At 72.8% G+C, this 20,008-nt stretch carries 18 protein-coding genes and 1 pseudogene; 7 read left to right on the top strand and 12 right to left on the bottom strand.

The features are described from left to right. Positions 1-173 precede the first annotated feature (173 nt). The 4 genes from ABH928_RS13315 to ABH928_RS13330 are packed head-to-tail and all read right to left on the bottom strand — an operon-like array spanning position 174 to position 3,210. Positions 174-953: an ABC transporter permease subunit gene (locus ABH928_RS13315; RefSeq protein WP_370065661.1), complete on the bottom strand. Its 780-nt coding sequence runs from the start codon at positions 951-953 to the stop codon at positions 174-176. Next, positions 950-1,936, bottom strand: a complete 987-nt coding sequence (locus tag ABH928_RS13320) for an ABC transporter ATP-binding protein (protein ID WP_370065663.1) — start codon at positions 1,934-1,936, stop codon at positions 950-952. The genes ABH928_RS13315 and ABH928_RS13320 overlap by 4 nt, the downstream gene beginning before the upstream one ends. 50 nt (positions 1,937-1,986) lie before the next feature. After that, entirely contained in the window at positions 1,987-2,262 is a 276-nt protein-coding gene (locus tag ABH928_RS13325; RefSeq protein WP_370065665.1) for a hypothetical protein, read from the bottom strand. 9 nt (positions 2,263-2,271) lie between these two features. Next, a complete protein-coding gene (locus ABH928_RS13330) occupies positions 2,272-3,210 on the bottom strand; it encodes an SPFH domain-containing protein (protein WP_370065667.1) in 939 nt (312 codons plus the stop codon). A 177-nt stretch (positions 3,211-3,387) separates the two neighbouring features. Here ABH928_RS13330 and ABH928_RS13335 point away from each other — a divergent pair, with 177 nt between their 5' ends. Then, positions 3,388-4,764, top strand: coding sequence for an acyclic terpene utilization AtuA family protein (locus tag ABH928_RS13335; RefSeq protein ID WP_370065669.1), 1,377 nt, complete (start codon positions 3,388-3,390; stop codon positions 4,762-4,764). After that, positions 4,761-5,120, top strand: coding sequence for a DUF4387 domain-containing protein (locus tag ABH928_RS13340; RefSeq protein ID WP_370065671.1), 360 nt, complete (start codon positions 4,761-4,763; stop codon positions 5,118-5,120). Before ABH928_RS13335 ends, ABH928_RS13340 begins: the two co-directional genes overlap by 4 nt. On the opposite strand, the gene ABH928_RS13345 is transcribed toward ABH928_RS13340, so the two are convergent. The 6 genes from ABH928_RS13345 to ABH928_RS13370 form a co-directional block, all read right to left on the bottom strand. Then, positions 5,108-5,704, bottom strand: coding sequence for a hypothetical protein (locus ABH928_RS13345; RefSeq protein WP_370065673.1), 597 nt, complete (start codon positions 5,702-5,704; stop codon positions 5,108-5,110). The genes ABH928_RS13340 and ABH928_RS13345 overlap by 13 nt on opposite strands. 224 nt (positions 5,705-5,928) lie before the next feature. Then, the gene (locus tag ABH928_RS13350; protein ID WP_370065675.1) at positions 5,929-8,202 is read right to left on the bottom strand and encodes a GNAT family N-acetyltransferase; all 2,274 of its coding nucleotides are present in this window, start codon (positions 8,200-8,202) and stop codon (positions 5,929-5,931) included. Then, positions 8,199-9,482, bottom strand: a complete 1,284-nt coding sequence (locus ABH928_RS13355; RefSeq protein WP_370065677.1) for a lysine N(6)-hydroxylase/L-ornithine N(5)-oxygenase family protein — start codon at positions 9,480-9,482, stop codon at positions 8,199-8,201. The genes ABH928_RS13350 and ABH928_RS13355 overlap by 4 nt, the downstream gene beginning before the upstream one ends. A gap of 13 nt (positions 9,483-9,495) precedes the next feature. Continuing rightward, the gene (locus ABH928_RS13360; RefSeq protein ID WP_370065679.1) at positions 9,496-10,980 is read right to left on the bottom strand and encodes an aspartate aminotransferase family protein; all 1,485 of its coding nucleotides are present in this window, start codon (positions 10,978-10,980) and stop codon (positions 9,496-9,498) included. Between the two features lie 51 nt (positions 10,981-11,031). Then, on the bottom strand, positions 11,032-11,856 hold the full coding sequence (locus ABH928_RS13365) for a siderophore-interacting protein (RefSeq protein ID WP_370065681.1): 825 nt from the start codon (positions 11,854-11,856) through the stop codon (positions 11,032-11,034). Continuing rightward, entirely contained in the window at positions 11,856-12,881 is a 1,026-nt protein-coding gene (locus tag ABH928_RS13370) for an ABC transporter substrate-binding protein (RefSeq protein ID WP_370065683.1), read from the bottom strand. The genes ABH928_RS13365 and ABH928_RS13370 overlap by 1 nt, the downstream gene beginning before the upstream one ends. A 119-nt stretch (positions 12,882-13,000) precedes the next feature. Between ABH928_RS13370 and ABH928_RS13375 the strand changes: the two genes are divergently transcribed. Next, positions 13,001-14,035 carry a FecCD family ABC transporter permease gene (locus ABH928_RS13375; RefSeq protein WP_370065685.1) on the top strand — a complete coding sequence of 345 codons (1,035 nt, stop codon included), beginning with the start codon at positions 13,001-13,003 and terminating at the stop codon, positions 14,033-14,035. After that, entirely contained in the window at positions 14,032-15,048 is a 1,017-nt protein-coding gene (locus tag ABH928_RS13380; RefSeq protein ID WP_370065687.1) for a FecCD family ABC transporter permease, read from the top strand. Before ABH928_RS13375 ends, ABH928_RS13380 begins: the two co-directional genes overlap by 4 nt. Before the next feature lie 198 nt (positions 15,049-15,246). Here the strand turns inward: ABH928_RS13380 and ABH928_RS13385 are convergent, their stop codons facing one another. Both ABH928_RS13385 and ABH928_RS13390 read right to left on the bottom strand, forming a co-directional pair. Continuing rightward, the gene (locus tag ABH928_RS13385; RefSeq protein ID WP_370065689.1) at positions 15,247-16,110 is read right to left on the bottom strand and encodes an ABC transporter ATP-binding protein; all 864 of its coding nucleotides are present in this window, start codon (positions 16,108-16,110) and stop codon (positions 15,247-15,249) included. A 48-nt stretch (positions 16,111-16,158) separates the two neighbouring features. Beyond that, on the bottom strand, positions 16,159-17,079 hold the full coding sequence (locus tag ABH928_RS13390) for a DMT family transporter (protein ID WP_370065691.1): 921 nt from the start codon (positions 17,077-17,079) through the stop codon (positions 16,159-16,161). 69 nt (positions 17,080-17,148) lie between these two features. On the opposite strand from ABH928_RS13390, the gene ABH928_RS13395 reads away from it, so the two are divergent. The 3 genes and pseudogenes from ABH928_RS13395 to ABH928_RS13405 all read left to right on the top strand — a co-directional run bounded on the left by ABH928_RS13395 (position 17,149) and on the right by ABH928_RS13405 (position 19,959). Continuing rightward, complete coding sequence (locus ABH928_RS13395; protein ID WP_370065693.1) at positions 17,149-18,045, top strand: LysR family transcriptional regulator; 897 nt, start codon at positions 17,149-17,151, stop codon at positions 18,043-18,045. A 52-nt stretch (positions 18,046-18,097) separates the two neighbouring features. Beyond that, positions 18,098-19,051, top strand: coding sequence for a pseudouridine-5'-phosphate glycosidase (locus ABH928_RS13400; protein ID WP_370065695.1), 954 nt, complete (start codon positions 18,098-18,100; stop codon positions 19,049-19,051). Further along, a pseudogene (locus ABH928_RS13405) lies at positions 19,048-19,959 on the top strand (carbohydrate kinase family protein). The gene ABH928_RS13400 and the pseudogene ABH928_RS13405 overlap by 4 nt, the downstream one beginning before the upstream one ends. Positions 19,960-20,008: the final 49 nt, after the last annotated feature.

Consider the following 20,008-nt stretch of genomic DNA (forward strand, 5'->3'; position numbering starts at 1 on the left):
CGCGACATCGGGCTGGAAAGACATGCCTGTGCATGCGTGTGCTGCATCCGGTGGGCTTTGAGCCCTGCCCGCGAACCCAGGTGCGGCCGGTAACCGCCAAGCCGACCATACCCTCTCCGTCCGGCGCGGGCGAGACCCGCCCGCGCCGGACGGAAGCAGGCGGCGGAACAGGCTCAGGACGCCCGACGCCCGGTCACCAGCCGCTCGCGGTCGAACAGCGCCGAGACCGCACGCCAGCCGAGACTGTCGACGACCAGCAGCACAGCCGCCAGGATCAGTGCCAGCCGCAGCGTCGGCGTCAGCACGCCGAAGGAGAACAGCGAGGTGACGGCCAGCGGCGGCAGGCTGGCCAGCGTGCTGAGCTGCTGCGCGACGCGCACGTCGTTGGACCTGGCCGAGATGGCGATCCCGGCCCAGATCGACCACCCCGCCACCAGTGGCGTGAACAGCACCTGGGCGAGCAGCAGCGGTCCCTGGAAGACGGCCGTGGCCACGTTCGGATGCGCGAACAGCTCGGTGAGCAGCAGGAAGAGGCCGAAGACCCCGTAGGAGATCGCCAGCGTCGGCAGCAGCGCCGCGAGCGCCTTGCCGATCAGGAACTCCTCGGTGCGCAGCGGCGTGGTCAACACCGGCTCCATGGTGCCCTGTTCGCGTTCGCCGACCACCGAGTAGGCGGAGATGGCCGCCGGGGTCACCGCCGGGACGATCAGCATGTAGAGCAGCGACAGGCCGACCCGCTGGGTCAGCATCGAGCTCGCCACGTCGGAGGGCAGGGCGAAGGTGTCGATCACCGGGAGGATCATGAAGATCACCGGCATCACGGTCATGGTGACCACGATGAAGCGGTTGCGCCGGTAGTCCTGGATCTCCTTGCGCACCACCGCGCGGATCCGGGGCCGGCTCAGCGGTCCGGTCCGGCCTGCGCCCGGACGGCGCGTGAGGATCAGGCTCATGACGCAGTCTCCCCGTCGGTGTCGATCAGTTGGAGGTAGACGTCCTCCAGCGAGTGCTGAGACTGGCTCAGCGACAGCACGTCCGCGTCCGCGGCCACCAGGGCGCGGGTCGCCGCGGGCGCGGCCAGGTCGGGGTCGGTGACGCCGAGGACATAGCTGCCGCAGCCGTCGTCGGAGCTGTCGCCGGCGCTGTTGTCGGCACGCCAACTCTCCACGCCCGGAAGGCCGGTGAAGACGGCTGCCGGATCGGCCAGCGGCCGGGCGGTGCGGACGCCGAGCGTCTTGCTGAACAGCTGGTCGCGCAGTTCGTCGGGGCGGCCGATGGTGCGCAGCGTGGTGTTGAGGATCGCGACCCGGTCGCAGAGCCGTTCCGCCTCGGCCAGCCGGTGGGTGGTCAGGAAGATGGTCACCCCGCGCCGGCGCAGCCCGTCGATCAGCTCGTGCACCTCGCGGGCCGAGACCGGGTCCAGGCCGGAGGTGGGCTCGTCGAGGAAGAGTACGGACGGGTCGTTGAGCAGCGCGCGGGCCAGGCCGACCCGCTGGCGCAGGCCCTTGGAGAGGCTGCGGCAGGGGTCGTTCGCCCGGTCCGTGAGGTTGACCGCGCGCAGGGCGCGGTCGATGCGGTCCTTGGCGTCCGGCAGCTCGTGCAGCCCGGCGAAGAACCGCAGGTTCTCCGCGACGGTCAGCCGCAGGTAGAGACCGGGGGACTCCGGCATGATCGAGATCCGCTTGCGGATCTCGATCCCGTTGGCCGGAGTCAGCGGGAGTCCGGCGACCGTCGCGCTGCCCTCGCTCGGCGCGATCAGCGTGCCGAGTGTGCGGACCGTGGTGGTCTTGCCGGCTCCGTTGGGGCCGAGGAATCCGAACACCTCACCCTGGTCGACCTGGAACGAGAGGTCGGAGAAGGCGGTGCGCGGCCCGAAGCGCTTGGCCAGGCCCGTGACGGCCAGCGCGGGTGAGGTGGTTTTCAGCGTCGTACTCACATTTAAAGTGATATCACTTTAAGTGGGCCCGGACAATGGACCCGCCGGCCTCATTCCTCCCCGCTCCCGGCCACGGTGTCCTCGGCCGGGGTGCCCTCGGCCGGGGTGTCCTCCGCCGCCGCCTCGGTCGGCTGATGCTTGGGCGGACGGCCGCGCCGAGGCATGCTGCCGACGTTGCCCGGCAGCCGGCCCGCCTGGGACAGCGCGTTGCGCAGCAGCAGTTCGATCTGCGCCGTGGTGCTGCGCAGCTCGTCGCCCGCCCAGCGCGCCAGGGCGTCGTGGACGGCGGGATCGAGCCGCAGCAGGATGCTCTTGCGTTCGCTCACGGCGTCCGCTTACTGGTAGAGGGTGCCGGTGTTGACCACGGGCTGGGTCGCGTGGTCGCTGCAGAGCACCACCAGCAGGTTGCTGACCATCACGGCCTTCCGCTCCTCGTCGAGGTCGACGACGTCCTCCTCGGCCAGCTGGTCCAGCGCGCTGCGCACCATGCCGACCGCTCCCTCGACCAGTCGCTGACGCGCCGCCACGATCGCGTCCGCCTGCTGGCGGCGCAGCATCGCCTGGGCGATCTCGGGCGCGTAGGAGAGGCGGGTGATCCGGGACTCCAGCACCACCACGCCCGCGCGCTGTACCCGGTCGGCGATCTCGGCAGAGAGCCGCGAGGTGATCTCCTCGGCGTTCTCGCGCAGCGACAGCCGCGCCTCCCCGCGCGCGTCGTACGGGAAGCTGCCGGCGATGTGCCGGACGGCGGTGTCGGTCTGGATGGAGACGAAGTCGACAACGTCGTCGACGCCGAAGACCGCCTCGGCGGTGTCGGCGATCTGCCAGACCACGACCGCGGCCATCTCGATCGGGTTGCCGTCGGCGTCGTTGACCTTGAGCGTCTCGGTCTCGTGGTTGCGGATCCGGGTCGAGACGCGCTGGCGCTTGGTGAACGGGTTGAGCCAGCGCAGCCCGTTGGCGCGGACCGTGCCCAGGTAGCGTCCGAACAGCGTCACCACCCGCGCCTGGCCGGGTGCCACCGCCGTGAGCCCGGCCAGCGCCAGCACGCCGAGGACCAGCAGCACCACGCTGGGGGCGTGGGTGCCGCTGCCGTTGAGCAGGGCGATTCCGGCCGCGATCAGCGCCACGCAGACGACCAGCCCGATGCCGCCCGGCAGGCTGGCCGCCTCCCGCTCCACGACGCCCACGGGTGTGCCGGTCCGGGGGTTCTCCGGAGTCCGCCCGCCCGTTGCCGCGCCGCCTCCTGTAGCGTCCCTGTCGGCTGCGTCCATGTCGGCCACCTTGCCTCTCGCCTCCCCGCGCGGGTGCGGTCTGCACTCCTGTCGCGTAGATAGAGATATCACTTTTCTTCCCGCGAGGCGGGCACCCCAACCACCCCCGGGTCGGGGCGGCCGCGATACTTGATCGCGAGCGGCTGAGAACGAACCGGTGACGGGTAGGGAGGCCTGATGGAGGAGATCCGGGTGCTGTCGACGACGGCGATCCTGGGCTACGGCTTTCCGGACGCCTCGTTCGAGGCGGGGCTGGCCCGCGGGCCGCACGTCATCGCCGCCGACGCCGGGTCCACCGACCCCGGCCCTTACTACCTCGGCGCGGGCGTCTCCTTCACCGACCGCGTCGCCGTGCGGCGCGACCTGGAACGGATGATCCTCGCCGGACGCCGCTCGGGCGTCCCGGTCGTGGTCGGTTCGGCGGGCGGTGCGGGCGCTGCGCCGCATCTGGAATGGCTGCGCGGGATCGTCGACGAGATCGCCGCCGCGCACGGGCTGCGGCTGCGTGTCGCGCTGATCCCGGCCGACGTCGACAAGGCGACCGTGCGCGAGGCGCTGCGCGAGGGCCGGATCAGCTCCGTGCCGTTCGGCCCGCAGCTGACGGCGGAGGACGTCGACGCCAGTACGCACGTGGTGGCGCAGATGGGCACCGAGCCGTTCGTCGCCGCCCTGGCGGGCGGGGCGGACGTGGTGCTCGCGGGCCGCGCGTACGATCCGGCGGTCTTCGCCGCCCTGCCGCTGCTGCACGGCTTCGACGCCGGACTCGCCCTGCACCTGGGCAAGATCCTCGAATGCGCCGCGATCGCCACCCTGCCCGGCAGCGGCAGCGACTGCATGTTCGGCACGCTGCGCCGCGACCACTTCGTCGTCGAGCCGCTGACCCCGGAGCGCCGCTGCACGCCGACCTCCGTGGCCGCGCACACCCTCTACGAGAAGAGCGACCCGTACCATCTGCCGGGTCCGGGCGGGGAGTTGGACCTGAGCGCGTGCGTCTTCACGCCCGCGGGCGAGCGCGGCGTCAAGGTCTCCGGGTCGCGGCACGTCCCGCGTCCGTACGCCGTCAAGCTGGAAGGCGCGCGGCTGCGCGGTCATCGGACGGTCTCGTTGGCGGGTGCACGGGACCCGCGCTTCATCGACTCCCTGGACGCGATCGTCGCCGGAGTGCGGGCGCGCGTCGCCGACAACTTTCCCGACATCCCGGCCGAGCGCTACGAGTTGATCGTCCGCGCCTACGGCAGGGACGCCTGCATGGGCCCGCGGGAGCCGACGCCGGCCGCGGGCCACGAGGTCGGGATCGTGATCGAGGCCGTCGCGGACACGCAGCAACTCGCGGACACGCTCTGCTCGTTCGCCCGCTCCACGATGCTGCACTTCGGCTATCCCGGACGGCTCTCGACGGCGGGGAACCTGGCGTTCCCGTACTCGCCCTCGGACTTCCACGCGGGCGCGGTGTACGAGTGGAGCGTCTACCACCTGATGGCGGTGGCCGATCCGTCGGCGCTCTTCCCGGTCACCTTCGTCGAGTCGGGGGACGACATGGAGGAGACCTCATGAGCGACCGGCCGACCGCGCCGCTGGCCGAACTCGCGGAGGTGGTCCGCAGCAAGAACGCGGGCCCGTTCGAGCTGACGCTCGACGTCATCTTCGCGAGCCGCGCCCAGTACGAGCTGGTCAAGCGGGAACGGGCGGTGAACCGGGAGTTGGTGGCCCGGCTCTACGGGGTCCCGGTCGAGGACGTCGGCGAGGCGATCTACTACGACCCGGCCCGCGCGGTGAAGATCAACCTGCGCCGACCGGTCCCGTCCGGCGGCGTGGGCGACAGCGACGTCTACGGCGCGCAGCAGCACGGGCCGTTGCTGGGCCTGCGGTTGCCGGTCGCCGGATCCGGCGGCGGCGCTCAGCGGGCGTAGGAGCCGAGGCCCACGAGGCAGTAGACGTAGGAGTTGATGGTCGCGCCGTTCCAGGTCTCCTGGGAGGAGAACGAGTACTGCGTGTCCGACACGTTGTCGCACTGGCTCAGGTCGGTGGTCTCGTAGAAGACCTGGATCACCTTGTAGTGCGCGTCCGAGGCCGAGCAGTCGACCTGGTTGACGTCGTTGACCGTCTGCGCCGTCGTCGAGTCCGGCAGGGTGCCGTTGAGGCAGGTGCCCGAGTCGAAGGGGCTCGGCGAGGGCGGCGTGGTGTCGGCCGGCGGCGAGTACGGGTCCGTGGGCGGCGCGTAGGTGTCGGTGGGGTCGGCGTAGGTGTCGGTCGGGTCGACGTTCGGGTCGGTGGGCGACGCGTACGGATCGGTCGGCGGGGCGTAGGTGTCCGTCGGGCCCGCGTACGGGTCCGTCTCTGACGAGCTCTGGCAGCCCGTTGCCAGGGCCAGGACGAGGGCGGCCGCCCCGAGCGCGCCGAGCGCGGCGCGGGTCGAGCGGGTGTGCCTTCGAGGGCCGGGCGCGGCTCCGTGCGGCGGCTGCTGAGGCGGTGTGAGGTCGCGTTCGGTTGCCATGGGGCTCCTCCTGCCATCCGTGCGTGGTGCTCGGGCCGGCGTCGGTGTCGGTGTGGTGTCGACGGGTCAGCGGGCGAGCAGGGTCTCGATGCGCGCCGCGAGGTCGAGGACGACGGCGGCGCGCGGGGCCAAGCGCGGGTCGGATCCGGCACCGCTCGGGACCATCGTCGACGTCAGGTCCTGGGAGCCACGACGGGCAGGTGTGGTATGGGGCCGCCCGGCTCCTACCGGTTTCGGACCAGCGGATTGGCCAGCGTGCCGGCGAACTGCAGCGCGCCGGACGGATCGGTCAGGTCCACCATCTGCCGGTTGTCGCGCAGTTGCAGCCGGTTCAGGCAGGAGAGCGGGAAGCGTGCGGCGAACAGGTCGTGGCGGGCGAAGCGTTCGGCCAGCTGCGGGTGGGCTGCCTGGTAGCCGCGGATGACCTGCGCGACCGTGCCCCAGAAGACGTGCTGGTCGAGCGCCCCGCAGGCGTGCAACTCGGCGGAGAGGAACCGCAGGAAGCAGTCGAAGACGTCCGTCTGCACCGACAGCGCCCAGTGCTCCTCCGGGACCTCGGCGCGGATCCGAGCCACCTCCGGAGGCAGCGGGACGGCCTTGTCGAGGACGGCGATCTCCTCGGCTATGTCCTTGAAGAAGACGCGGAGCGGCGTGCCGTGCTCGTCCAGGACCAGGAGGACGTTCTCGCCGTGCGGCATGAACGTCAGCCCGTAGGCGAACAGGCAGTGCACCACCGGTACCAGATAGGCCGTCAGATAGCGGCGCAGCCACTCCTTCGCCGTCAGGCCGGAGTCGGCGACCAGCGCGGCGGCGAAGGACGCCCCGTCGCGGTCGGTGTGGAGCAACGCGGCCATGGTGACGGCGCGTTCGCCCTCGCGCAGCAGCGCCAAGGGGCTCTCGCGCCAGAGCGCGGCGAGCATCTTCTGCTGCGGTGTGCCCTTCGGGTAGCGGGGATGGCGGTAGCCGACCGCCGCGTGCTCGCGGAGGATCGAGAAGTCGCAGGCGGTCAGCGTCGGATCAGTGGCGACCAGGTCGGCCAGCCAGTCGTTGATTGCGGGCGTGTGCTCCATGTAGTCGGCCGAAAGGCCGCGTACGAAGCCCATGTTGAGCACGGACAGCGCCGTCTTGACGTAGGGCTTGCCGGGGACGGTGGTGTTGAAGAAGGTGCGGATCGACTGCTGCGGAAGATGGCTCTCACGGCCCTCGCCGAGCAGCACGATCCGGCCCGCCGCGATCTCGTCGGCGTAGGTGACGGCGATCCGGTTCTGCCACTGCCACGGGTGGACGGGGATCAGCAGGTGGTCGTCCAGGCCGTCGGGCACCTGAAGCGTCAGGTCGACCAGGTCGGCGGGGTCGACACCGTGCCCTGCCGCGACGACGGCGTGGTCGGGGTGGACGGCGACCCAGAGCAGGCGGACCGGAGCGCCGACCTCGGGCGCGTACCGCGGGTACTCGGCCGCGTCGAAGCCCAACCGGCCGTTGTTGGCGACGAAGCACGGATGGCCCTCGGTCATGCCCGCCTCGACGGTCTGAAGATCGGCCGCCGCCAGCTCGGCGGCCGGGACGGGCGGGAGTGAGAGCTTGTAGGCGGCCGAGGCGAGGGTGCTGGTGACCTCCTCCAGGTAGAGCGGCAGCACGGTGTCGGTCAGCCCCAGGCTCCGGCGCAGCTCCCGCACCAGCTCGGCCGCGTCCAGGGGCAGGCTGGTTCCGTCGGCGGTCCGGACGCGGGTCAGTGACTCGGGGTCGATCCGCCAGTGGTCCAGCGCCAGCAGCTCGGCGCGGAAGCGGTAGGCCACCGAGTCGTCGTCGCCGCCGACGCCGTACCAGCCCCCTCCCTCGGGGAGCGGGACCGGACTGATCAGGCGCTCGTGCGCGAACTCGGCCAGCGCCTTGCGGACCAGATGCCGGTTGGCCGCCGCCCACAGCTCCGGCGTGAGGTGGGCGAGCGGGTCGCGGTCGCCGGTCGCGGCGTGGAACTGCTCGCGGGTGCAGGTGCTGAGCAGCGCGCGCTTGCCCGAGCGCGGCAGCGTGACCGGGCGGACCGGGCGGAAGCCGACGGCGGCGTTGAGCGCGTGGACGGCGCGGTTGCGCAGGTCCGGCTCGACCACGACGCGACGCACCGCCGGGTCGGCGAAGAGCTCGCGCAGCACGGCGGTCATGGCGGCGCGGGTGAAGCCGGGGACGGGTGTGTCGGTCGGAGCCGTGAGGAGATGCATGCCGACGTCGCCGGCCAAGGCTCGGTGGACGTCGGCGAGTTCGCCCGACGCGATGTCGTAACGCTCCGTCAGGACGGCGGGCTCGCCCCGGAACAGGCCGATCCGGGCGTCCAGCGAGCGGTACTCGCGGGCCACGTCGGCGACGGTGGCCTGTTGCATCAGCCAGAAGACGGCCTTGGGGTCGGTGACCCAGCCGTGCAGCAGCGCGGCGTCGGCGTCCGGGTCGACGGGACGGAAGGTGAAGTCGTCGGGGTGGGCCTCGAAGCGGGCGTTGCGGTTCATGCGGCGGAGAACTCCTGGAAGGCGATGCGGCGCTCGATCGGGTAGACCTCGCGTCCGGTCAGCGAGCAGATGATGCTGGAGTTGCGGTACGCGCCCATGCCGAGGTCGGGGTCAGCCAGGCCGTGTGTGTGCAGGGCGGCGTTCTGGACGAAGATCTCGCCACGGTCGCCCGTGTCCACGGACCAGTCGCGGCGCACCGCGAGGCGGCCCTGGCTGTCGCGGGCGATCCGGTCGGCGATGCCGGACAGGAACGGCGGCTCCTGGTAGCGGTAGCCGGTCGCCAGCACCAGGCCCTCGGAGGTGAGACCGTGCACGACGTCCTGTTCGCGCTGGTGCAGCGTCAGCTCGTACTGCTGCTTCTCCTTGTTCCAACGGGCTGCCGTCAGCTCGGTGTTGGTCAGCAGCCGGGTCGGCACCGGGCCGTCCAGGCTCTTGGCGTAGAGGAGTTCGTGGAGGGCGTTGACGGTGTCGGAGCTGATGCCCTTGTAGAGGCCCTTCTGCGCGGCGGCGAGGGTGTCCCGGACCGGGTAGGGGAGGGCGTGGAAGTAGTCGACGTACTCCGGCGAGGTCAGCTCCAGCGTGAGCTTGGTGTACTCCAGCGGGAAGAAGCGCGGCGAGCGGGTGGCCCAGGTCAACCGGTAGTCGTGGCGGTCGATGTCGGCCAGCAGGTCCTGGTAGATCTCCGCCGCGCTCTGGCCGCTGCCGACGACGGTGATGCTGCGGCACCGGCGCAGTTCGTCGGCGTGGTCGAGGTAGCGGGAGCTGTGCACGGCCGGGCCGTCCAGCCCGTCCAGCGCCGCAGGCAGGTGCGGCGGGGTGCCGGTGCCGAGCACCAGCCGACGGGCGTGGTGGACCTCGCCGTCGGCGCACTCGACGCGGTAGCGCTCACCGTCGGGCTCGTAGGTGATCGCGGTGACGTCGCGCCCGAACCGGATGGTGTCGAGCCGGGAGGCCGCCCAGCGGCAGTAGTCCACGTACTCGCGGCGCAGCGGGAAGAAGTTCTCGCGGATGTAGAACGCGTAGAGCCGCCCGGTCTGCTTGAGGTAGTTCAGGAAGGAGAACGGCGAACCGGGGTCGGCCAGGGTGACCAGGTCGGCCAGGAAGGGGGTCTGCAGGCTTGCCTGCTCGAGCAGCATGCCGGGGTGCCAGTCGAACTCCGGCCTGCGCTCCAGGAAGACGCCGTCGAGATCGGGCACCGGATCGGTCAGGCAGGCCAGGCCCAGGTTGAACGGGCCGAGGCCGACGGCGACGAAGTCGTGGGTACGCGTGGTGTGGCTCAAGGGTGACTCCGGTTCAGGCGGCTCGGGCGAGGTCGAGGTAGGCCTCGGCGTGTGCGGCGATCAGGTCCAGGACGGCGGCGAGGTCAGCCGTGGTGGTCTCCGGGTTGAGCAGGGTGAACTTGAGGTGGTGCCGGCCGTCCACGACCGTTCCGGCGACCATGGCCGCGCCGCTGGCGGCCAGCGCGTCGCGGGCGTGCAGGTTGGCGGCGTCGAGCAGGTCCTCCCGATGTGCCGAGCGGGGACGCGGAGCCCAGCGGAAGACGAGCGTGCTGAGCTGCGGCCGGACCACGACCTCGAAACGGTCGTCGGGCGCCAGCAGCTCCCAACCGTCGGCGGCCAGGTCCACCACGGCGTCGAAGAGCGCGCCGACGGCGTCCGCGCCGAGGGTGCGCAGGCTGAGCCAGAGCTTGAGGGCGTCGAAGCGCCGGGTGGTCTGCAGGCTCTTGTCGACCTGATTGGGGATGCGCTGTTCGGTCATGCGCTTCGGGTTGAGGTAGTCGGCGTGGTAGGTGGCGTGCCGCAGCGCGGACCGGTCGCGGACCAGCAGGGCGCTGCAACTCACCGGCTGGAAGAACGACTTGTGGAAGTCGACGGTCACCGAGTCCGCTCGCTCGATGCCGTCGAGCAGCGCGCGGCGGGTCGGTGAGACCAGCAGCCCGCAGCCGTAGGCCGCGTCCACGTGCAGCCACACGTCGTGGCGGTCACAGAGGTCGGCGATCGCCGGGAGCGGGTCGATGCTGCCGAAGTCGGTGGTCCCGGCGGTGGCGACGACCGCCACGGGCACCTCCCCGGCGCGGCGGCAGCGCTCCAACGCGCGTTCCAGCGCGGCCGGTTGCATCCGGCGGTCGGTGTCGCAGGGGACGGCCACCACCGCGTCCGGTCCGAGCCCGAGGAGTGTCGCGGCCTTGGTGACGCTGAAGTGCGTATCGGACGAGGCGAGGATGCGCAGCCGCGGAAGCATGGACAGGTCGCCGCCGCACGCCTCCTGACGGGCGATCAGCAGCGCCTGGAGGTTGGACTGCGTGCCGCCGCTGGTGAAGACGCCGTCCGCGTGCGGGCCGAGGCCGATCCGCCCAGCGGTCCAGTCGATCAGCCGCTGCTCGATCAGCGTGCCCCCCGCGCTCTGGTCCCAGGTGTCCAGCGAGGAGTTGACCGCTGCCAGCACGGTCTCGCCGAGCAGCGCGGGCAGCAGGACCGGGCAGTTGAGGTGGGCCAGATAGCGCGGGTGGTGGAACCAGACCGCGTCCCGGAGGTAGAGCCGGTCCAGCTCGTCGAGCGCGGCGTCCGGGTCGGGGAGGGGGACGTCCAGGTCGATCCCGGCGAACTCGGCAGCGAGGGCATCGGGGGTGACACCGGTGAACGGACCGGCGCTCTGCGCCCGCACCGCGCGGGCGGCGACCCGTCGGGCGCCGTGGTGGACGAGGTCGACGTACGCGTCGGTGGAGGCGGCGTGGAGGAGCTGGGTCCGTGGGGTCCGTGGGTGCTGCGGGGTGGCCATGGGCTTCCTTCGGGCAGGGCAGGTTGTTCAGGGGACTGACTGATGGTCGGTTCAGCGACCAGCGGGCTGGGGTGGTATCGCGACGGCCTCGGCGACCAGTTGCTCCTCGGTCGCTCCGAGCCGCCAGTAGCCGGTGAAGGTGACCGCGGCTCGGGGGAAGCCGCGCCCGTGGACCAGATGGCGGCGGAGCGCCCGGACGCCGCCCGCCTCGCCCGCGATCCACGCGTACGGCGTGCTGCCCGGCAGCGGGCAGCGGGCGAGCGCGTCGGGAAGCCCGCCGGGTGTGACCCAGTGCACCTGGGCGTCCGTGCTGCCGCTGGGCAGAGCGCGGCGGTCCGCACGGTCCGGGACCTCGACGAAAGCACGGACGGGCAGGCCCGGGTCCAGTGTTTCGAGGATGGCGGCGATGGCCGGGAGTGCCGTCAGGTCCCCGGCCAGCAGGACCGCGTCGGTTCCGGGCGGCGGGCGGAAGTCGACGCCCGCGTTGTCGGGGTCGGTGGGGCCGAGCGCGAGCGCGCGGTCCCCGGGCCGTGCCGCGGCGGCCCAGCGTCCGGCGGGCCCGGTGCCGCCGTGGACGGCGAAGTCGACGTCCAGCACACCGGGACGCCGGGCGCCGACGGTGTAGCTGCGCATGATGCCGCGCCGCGCCGGGTCCAGCGTGCGCCAGGCGGCGAACCACTCACTGCCCGCCCCGGTGGGCACGAGCGGGTCGAGCTCGCCCGGTTGCGGGAGGAAGAGCTTGAACCGCTGGTCCCGGCCGCCCGAGCGGAAGTCGTCGATCCGCGGTCCCGTGAAGGTGATCCGTATCGTCGACGCGCCGAGCGGTACGGCGCGCGCCACCCGCAGCCGGAAGAAGTCCCAGCCGGAGGCGGCCATCAGGCCACCCGCTTTGCGCGGTCGAGCGCGGCGGCGAGTTGCTCGATCAGCGGAGCGCAGCCCGCGTAGGAGAACCGCACCTCGCTGAGCCAGGGGATCACCTGACCGGCTTTGACGGCGGGGAGTTGCTGCCAGGTCGGCTTGGCGGTGAGGTCCGTGGGCTGGAGGGCGGAGCTGCGGCTGTCGAGCAGGATCAGGTCGGCCGCGTAGGTGTCGGCGTTCTCCCAGCTCAGCGGCTCGAAGAAGCCGCCCTGGACCTTGGCCGGGGTGACCAGCTCGACGCCGAGGCTGCGGTAGTAGCTGAGGTCGGGATAGACGCCCGGAACCGAGACGTAGAGCAGGTCCGCGCCGGCGGAGGCGGCCATCACCCGCAACCCGCGCTTGGCCTTGGCGGCCTGACGGACCGTCTCCACCGCCTGCTCGAACCGCCTCTTGGCGGCGACCACCGCGCTCCCGGTCGGGTCCGCTCCCAGCAGCCCGGCCAACTGCTCGTGGCGGCGCAGAGGTTCGGGCAGTTGGACCTTGGCGATGGTGATCCCGGCGGTGGGCGCCAGCGCGGCGATCGTGTCCTTGCTCGCGTCCGGGACGTACCAGAGCTGGCTCGGCACCCACATGTCGGTGACCAGCAGCTGCGGGCGCAGCGCGGCGTACTTCTCCAGGTCGAACTCGCCCCAGGCGTTGCCGAGGACCGTCAGCTTGGCGAGGTCGAGGTTCCCGGCCATCGGATCGGGCCTGCCGTCAGCGAGGCGGGTCGGGCCGAAGACGCCGACGATCCGGTCGGTGACGCCGAAGTCGTGGAGCGCGGCGGCGGTGCCGGTGTAGGCGACGACCCGGCTCGGGCGCTGGGGAAGCGCGATGCGCGTGCCGCGGTCGTCGGTGAAGGTCCACGGTTCGCCGGAGCTTGTGGCGGAGCTTGTGGCGGAGCGTGGGACGGAGCTGCCGGAGCCGCAGGCGGCGAGGAGGGCGCCGAGTCCGGTGATGCCACCGGCGGCGAGCACGGAACGGCGGGTGGGGTGAAGTGGCATGGCGGTCCTGGTGGTTCGGTGGTTCAGGGAGGGCCGGGGAGAACCCTTTGCCAAGGTCAACTTAGGGTAGCCTAACCTAAGTTTTGATCGGCCTTGCCGCCACCCTGAGGAGGACCCCGATGACCACGGCTCCGTCGGCCCCGGCAGCCACCACGGCTGACCCGCCCTCATCGCCCGCGCCCGGCCTCACGCGGGCGCTGACCGCTGCGGTGCTGCTGGCGGCCGTGCTGGTCCTGTCGCTGGCCCTCGGCGCGCGGGCTCTCTCGCCGCAGGCGGTCTGGCAGGGCCTCACCGATCCGGCGGCGCCCGCCTACGACGTCGTCCACGGCCTGCGCCTGCCGCGCACCCTGCTCGGGCTGCTGGCGGGAGCGGCGCTCGGGACGGCCGGGGGAGTCCTGCGTGCGCTGACCCGCAATCCGCTCGCCGACCCGGGACTGCTCGGCATCAACGCCGGTGCGTCAGCGGCCGTCGTCACCGCGTCCGCCGTCCTCGGCCTCGGCGGCTTCGCCGGCGCGGTCTGGTTCGCCTTCGCCGGGGCGGCGGGGGTCGCCGTGCTCGTCTACGCCGTCGGCGGCGGTCGCGCCGCCACCCCCGCCCGGCTGGTGCTGTCGGGGACGGCGGTCAACGCCGCGCTCTACTCCTACGTCAGCGCCGTCGAGCTGCTCGACAGCGACGCGTTGGACCGGATGCGGTTCTGGACCGTGGGATCGCTCGCCTCCGCGTCGCTCGGCACGGTCGCCGCGCTCGCACCGTTCGTGGCGTTGGGACTGCTGCTCGCGCTGCTGCTGGCCCGTCCGCTCGGCGCGCTCGCCCTGGGCGAGGACACGGCCCGTGCCCTCGGCTCCCGGCTCACCGCGACCCGCGCGGGAGCGGTCGCGTCCGTCACGCTGCTCTGCGGCGCGGCCACGGCGGCCTGCGGACCGATCGTCTTCGTCGGGCTGCTGACGCCGCATCTGGTCGAGCGGTTCACCGGCCCGGACCCGCGACGGCTGCTGCCGTACTGCGCGGTGGCCGGCCCCTGCCTGCTGCTGGCCGCCGACGTCCTCGGCCGCCTGGTGGCCCGGCCCGGCGAACTCCAGGTCGGAGTGGTGACAGCCGTGGTGGGCGGCCTGCTGCTGCTCAACCTGCTGCGCGTCCGCCGAGGTGACGCATGAGGTGCACAGGGCGCGTGAGGCGCACGACGCGGCGCGCGCGGACCGTGACCGCCTTGCTCTGCGTGGCCGCCCTCGTCGTCGCCGTGGTGGTGCTCGGCAGTGGGGACGTCCCGATCGGCCCGCTCGACGTGCTGCGCAGCCTCGTCGGCGCGAACGCGACGAGCGACCCGAGCACGCACTTCATCGTCTGGCAGCTGCGCCTGCCCCGCGTGCTGACCGCACTGCTCGCCGGAGCGGCGTTGGCGCTCTCCGGCGCGGTGTTCCAGTCGCTGGTACGCAATCCGCTCGGCAGCCCGGACGTGCTCGGCTTCACCCAGGGCGCGGCCACCGGTGCGCTGAGTGCGATCGTCCTGTTCGGCGGCGGCGCGCTCGCTGTCCCGCTGGGCGCGGTGATCGGTGCCCTGGCGGCCGGTGGATCGGTGCTGCTGCTCGCCGGGCGGGGTGGGCAGCACCTCGTCCTGGTGGGGATCGCGGTGGGCGCGGTCCTGACCGGCGTCAACGGCTATCTGCTGACGCGTGGTCAGCTGACGGACGCGGCACGTGCGATGCTCTGGCTCACCGGCAGCCTGGACGGCGCGGACTGGAGCGGTGCGATGCTGCTGCTGGCCGTGCTCGGGCTGCTCGTGCCCGTCGTCTGCCTCGGCTACGGGCGTGCACTGCGGCTGCTGGAACTCGGCGACGACGCCGCGACCGCGCTCGGCGTCCCGGCCGAGCGCACGCGACGGACGCTGCTGGTGGCCGCGCTGCTGCTCGCGGCGGCGGCCGCTGCCGCCGTCGGGCCGGTGGCCTTTGTCGCGCTCACGGCACCGCAGGTGGCCCGCCGTCTGACCCGCTCACCCGGTCCCAACCTGCTGCCGTCGACGGCGACGGGAGCGGTGCTGTTGGTACTGGCGGACTGGGTGGCACAACGTTTGGTGCCCGGCCACCAACTCCCCGCAGGGGTGGTGACCGGGCTGCTCGGCGGCGGATACCTGATCTGGCTCCTGGCCGCTCAACGCCGGACGGCGGCCTGAGGGGCCTAGGCCCTGTCTGACAATTCCCGTCGGGCCCGACCCGCCTGGCACGGCCTCCCCCGGCCTTCGGCTAGGGGGTGCCCCCATGCTGCGTTGTCGGATCGCCCAAGTACGGCCCAGTACGAGGGCGATCCTCCGCCTTGCAGCTGACCGCGCCAGCCGACCCGGGCTGATCCGACGGGAATTGTCAGACAGGGCCTAGTCGTCCGTCCTCCCGGTTGCCGCGTGCGAACCGTGCCGGGCCGCAGGGACGACGAGCGGGGTGCCGGACTCCGGGTCGGGCACGATCCGGCACTCCACGCCGAAGACCCGCGCCACCAGCTCGGCCGTGAGGACCTCTGCCGGTGCGCCTGCGGCGGCGAGGCGTCCCCGCTCCAGCACCACCAGGTGGTCGGCGTAGCGGGCGGCCTGGCCCAGGTCGTGCAGGACGGCGACGACGGTCCGGCCGGACTCGCGCTGCAGCCGGGCGACCAGGTCGAGCACCTCCAGTTGGTGGCGCAGGTCGAGGAAGGTGGTCGGTTCGTCGAGCAGCAGCAGTTCGGTCTGCTGGGCCAGGGTCAGCGCGATCCAGGCGCGCTGGCGTTGGCCGCCGCTGAGCTCGTCCACCGGGCGGTCGCGCAGCTCGACGGTCCCGGTCTGCGCCAGCGCCTGCTCGACGGCGTCCTGGTCGGCGCGGGTCCACGGGCTGAAGAGCCCCTGGTGCGGATGGCGGCCGAGCCGGACCAGGCCCTCGACGGTGATCCCGTCCGGTGCGGTGGGCTGCTGCGGCAGCAGGCCCAGGCGGCGGGCCAGTTCGCGGGAGGGCAGCCGGTGCAGGTCTACGCCGTCCAGCAGGACCGATCCCGCGCTGGGCCGGAGCAGTCGGGCCAAGCCGCGCAGCAGCGTCGACTTGCCGCAGCCGTTGGGGCCGATGATCGCGGTCACCGCGCCCTCCGGCAGCCGCAGGTCCAGGTCCGCGACCACCGCTGATGGTTCGTCAGGTTGATGGGCTTCGGGGCGTGCGGCGGCGGGTCGGCGACGCGGGCCGCGGTAGTCGAGGCGGAGCGAGCGGGTCTCTAGCATGCGATCAACTTAGGGTAGCCTAACCTAAGAATGTCAAGCGGTCCGGGGTCAAGCGGCCTGGTCTGCGCCTGCCAGCAGCGGGACCAGGCTGGCGGTCATGTTCGCCGCCACGATCGCCGCGATCGCGACGCACTCCACCCAGCCCAGCGACTGACCGAGCACCACCAGCCCGACCAGCGCCGCGAACACCGGATTGACGCTCATGAAGAGCCCGAAGAACCGCGTCGGCACCCGCCGCAGTGCGAACAGGTCGGCCAGGAACGGCACCGCCGAGGACAGCACGCCCGCGACCCCCGCCCGTGCCAGCGCGCCTGCGGACGCGTGGTGGTGGACCAGCACCACCACCCCGACCGGAACATAGAGCAGCGCCGAGACCAGCGCCGCGGCGGCGGACCCCTGCGCGCCCGGGACCCGTTGCCCGAGCGTCCGGTTGAGCAGGATGTACGCGGCCCAGCAGGCCGCCGCGAGCAGCCCGAGCCCGATGCCGAGGTAGTCCGTCGAAGGCTGCGGACGCGCCAGCACCACCGCTGCCGCACCGGCGACCAGCCCGCAGCCGAGGTCGATCGCCCGCCGCGAGCCCGCCAGGGCGACGGCGAGCGGTCCGAGGAACTCCAGCGTCACCGCCAGACCGAGCCCGATCCGGTCGATCGCGGTGTAGAGGGACAGGTTCATCGTCGCGAACACCACGGCCAGGCCCAGGATCGGCCCCCACTGCGCCCGCGTGAACGACCGCAGCCGTGGCCGCCCGGCGGCGACCAGCACGACGGCTGCCACCCACTGCCGGACCGCGACCACCCCCGCCGGCCCGATCGCGGGGAAGGCCGTCGCCGCCACGGCCGCGCCCACCTGGTTGGACAGCGCGCTGCCCAGCATCGTTGCGGTTCCGGCCAGTTGACCCGACGGCCCGTCGTTTGCCCGCGCGGCCGTGCGGCCGATCCCTGCTGCCGCCCCGCTCGTCTGCGTCGCCATGCCATCGACCATGCACCCGCTCGATGCATGCGCAAAATGCATGGATCGGCCAATTGATACGCTGAACACATGGATCGAACCGGCCGAGTCGACGGAACCAAGGCAGAACGCGGCAGCAGCCTCGAACTGCGGCACCTGCGCTGCCTGGTGGCCGTCGTCGACGCGGGCGGCTTCACCGATGCGGCGGCCGAACTCGGCCTCTCCCAGGCCGCCGTCTCCCGCACGATCCAGTCCCTGGAGCAGATCCTCGGCGCGCGCCTGTTGCACCGCACCAGCCGATCGGTCGCGCCGACCGCCGCCTGCACGCGGATCCTCGGCCGCGCCCGGCATCTGCTCGCGGAGGCGGACGACCTGGTCGCCGAGGTCGCGACCGGCCACACCCGGCTGCGGATCGGCCACGCCTGGTCGTCGATGGGCCGCCACACCGCCGAGTTCCAACGCCGCTGGGCGAGCGCGCGACCCGACGTCGAACTCCAGCTGGTGCGCAGCAACACCGCCACCGGCGGCCTGGACGAGGGGCTCTGCGATCTCGCCGTCATCCGCACCGGTGTCGACGCCCGCCGCCACGCCAACGCGCTGGTCGGGCAGGAGCGCCGCTACTGTGCCATGGCCGCCGACGACCCGTGGGCCGGTCGGCGCACGGTGCTGCTGGACGACTTCCGCTCCCGCACCCTCGTCGTCGACCGCCGCACCGGTACCACCACCGCCGACCTGTGGCCCGAGGGCGACCGCCCCCGGCTGGAGCAGACCCGCGACATCGACGACTGGCTCGCCGCCATCGCCACCGGCCGCTGCGTCGGCCTCACCCCGGAGGGCACGGTGGCCCAGTACCGGCGCGACGGCATCGCCTACCGCCGCGTCCGCGACGCGCCACCGGTCCCGGTCCACCTGATCTGGCGGCGCAGCGACCCGCATCCGGCAACCCACGACGTCGTCGCGCTGCTGGCGGAGCTCTACGCGCGTTAGCGCCTGGCGCTCAGGGGTTTCGGGGGGCGAACGTCCGGTCAGGATCACCACCATGACGAACGACGCGACGCATGAGGCTGTGGAGTTCTCCGAGGAGGTCCGGGACGCGCTGGAGCGCGGCGCGCCCGTCGTCGCGCTGGAGTCGACGATCATCGCGCACGGCCTGCCCCGGCCGCGCAATCTCGTGCTCGCGCAGGAGCTGGAGGCACTGGTCCGCGCCGGGGGAGCGGTCCCCGCGACCGTGGCCGTGCTCGACGGACGTGCCCGGATCGGCCTGGCCAAGGCCGAGTTGGAGCGGATCGCGTTCCAGGACGGCATCCGCAAACTGGGCGTCCGTGACCTCGCGCCCGCGCTGGCGTTCGGGGAGAGCGGCGCGACGACCGTCTCCGGCACCGCCCACCTCGCCGCGCGGGCGGGCATCCGCGTCTTCGCGACCGGCGGCCTCGGCGGCGTCCACCGCGAGTGGGTCACCGACCAGGACGAGTCCGCCGACCTCGGGCTGCTGGCCCGGACCCCGATCACCGTCGTCTGCGCCGGGGTGAAGTCGATCCTCGACGTCCCCGCGACGCTGCAGCGCCTGGAGACGCTGAGCGTCGGCGTGATCGGCTACCGCACCGACCAGTTCCCCGGCTTCTACCTGCGCAGTTCGGGCCTGCCCGTCGACTGGCGCGCCGACTCGCCGGACCAGGTCGCGGCGGTGATGCGGGCGCAGGACGCGGTCGGCACCGCCTCGTCCGCGCTGGTCGTCGCCAACCCGGTCGCGACGGAGGAACAGCTCGATCCCGCCCTCCACGACCGCGTCCTCGCCGAGGCCCTCGACGCGGCCCGGCGTGAGGGCGTCACCGGGCAGGCGGTCACGCCGTTCCTGCTCGCCTACCTCGCCGAGCACACGCAGGGCGCGTCGCTGGAGGCCAACCTCGCCGCCGTGCGCGGCAACGTGCGGGTGGCCACTGCGGTGGCCGTCGCGTACGCCTCGCAGGCATCGCACACCTCGGCGGGGCGGTGACCTCGGGTGCGGGTGGCCGGCTGTTGGTGGTGGGCGACCTGGCGACGGACGTCGTCGCCGTCCACGCCGGACGGCTGACACCCGCCACCGACACTCCGGCCTCGATCGCGCTGCTCCCCGGCGGCGCGGCAGCCAACGTCGCCGCCTGGGCGGCAGATTGGGGCGCGGACGTCACGCTGCTGGCCCGGGTCGGCCGCGAGTCGGCGGACTGGCACCGCGACGAGCTCCACCGCGTCGGCGTCACCGCTGAGCTGCGGGTCGACGCGGAGCGGCCGACCACCGTGGTCGTCTGCCTGGTCGACGACCGGGGCGAGCGGACCATGCTCAACGACCGCGGCGCGAGCGCGGCCCTCGGCGTCGCCGACTGGGACGACGCCCTGCTCGACGGAGTGGGATGGGTGCACCTCTCCGGCTACCTGCTCTTCGCTGAGCCGGGGCGGGAGTTGGCCTGACTGCTGCTGCGGCGCGCATGGGAGCGCGGGCTCGGCATCAGCGTCGATCCGGCATCGGCGGGCGAGTTGGGCCTGCTCGGACCGGCACGGTTCCTGGAGCTGGTGGGCGGCGGGGTGGACATGCTGCTGCCCAATCTGGACGAGGCCCGGCTGCTCAGCGGCGCCACCGATCCCGAGCGCGCCGCAGTGCTGCTCGCGGAGCGGACGGGGAGCCTGATCGCCGTGAAGCTGGGCCCGCGGGGCGCGCTGCTGGCCGGTCCGGAGGGGCTGTTGGGCCGCGTCCCGGCGCCCGCGTTGGAGCGTCCCGCGGTTGACACGACGGGCGCGGGCGACGCCTTCGCGGGAGCGTTGCTGGCCGCCCGCCTCGCCGGAACCGACCCGCTCCGCGCCGCCGCCCACGCCTGCGCGGCAGGCGCCCGCGCGGTCCAGCGTCAGGGTGCGCGGCCATCCGGATGATCCCGGTCCACCGTCGGTGACCTGCGGCCGATCCCACGGTTGAAGGGAA

Origin of the sequence: Streptacidiphilus sp. MAP5-3 (assembly GCF_041262505.1) — a bacterium.
In the GTDB taxonomy this organism is placed as follows: domain Bacteria; phylum Actinomycetota; class Actinomycetes; order Streptomycetales; family Streptomycetaceae; genus Streptacidiphilus.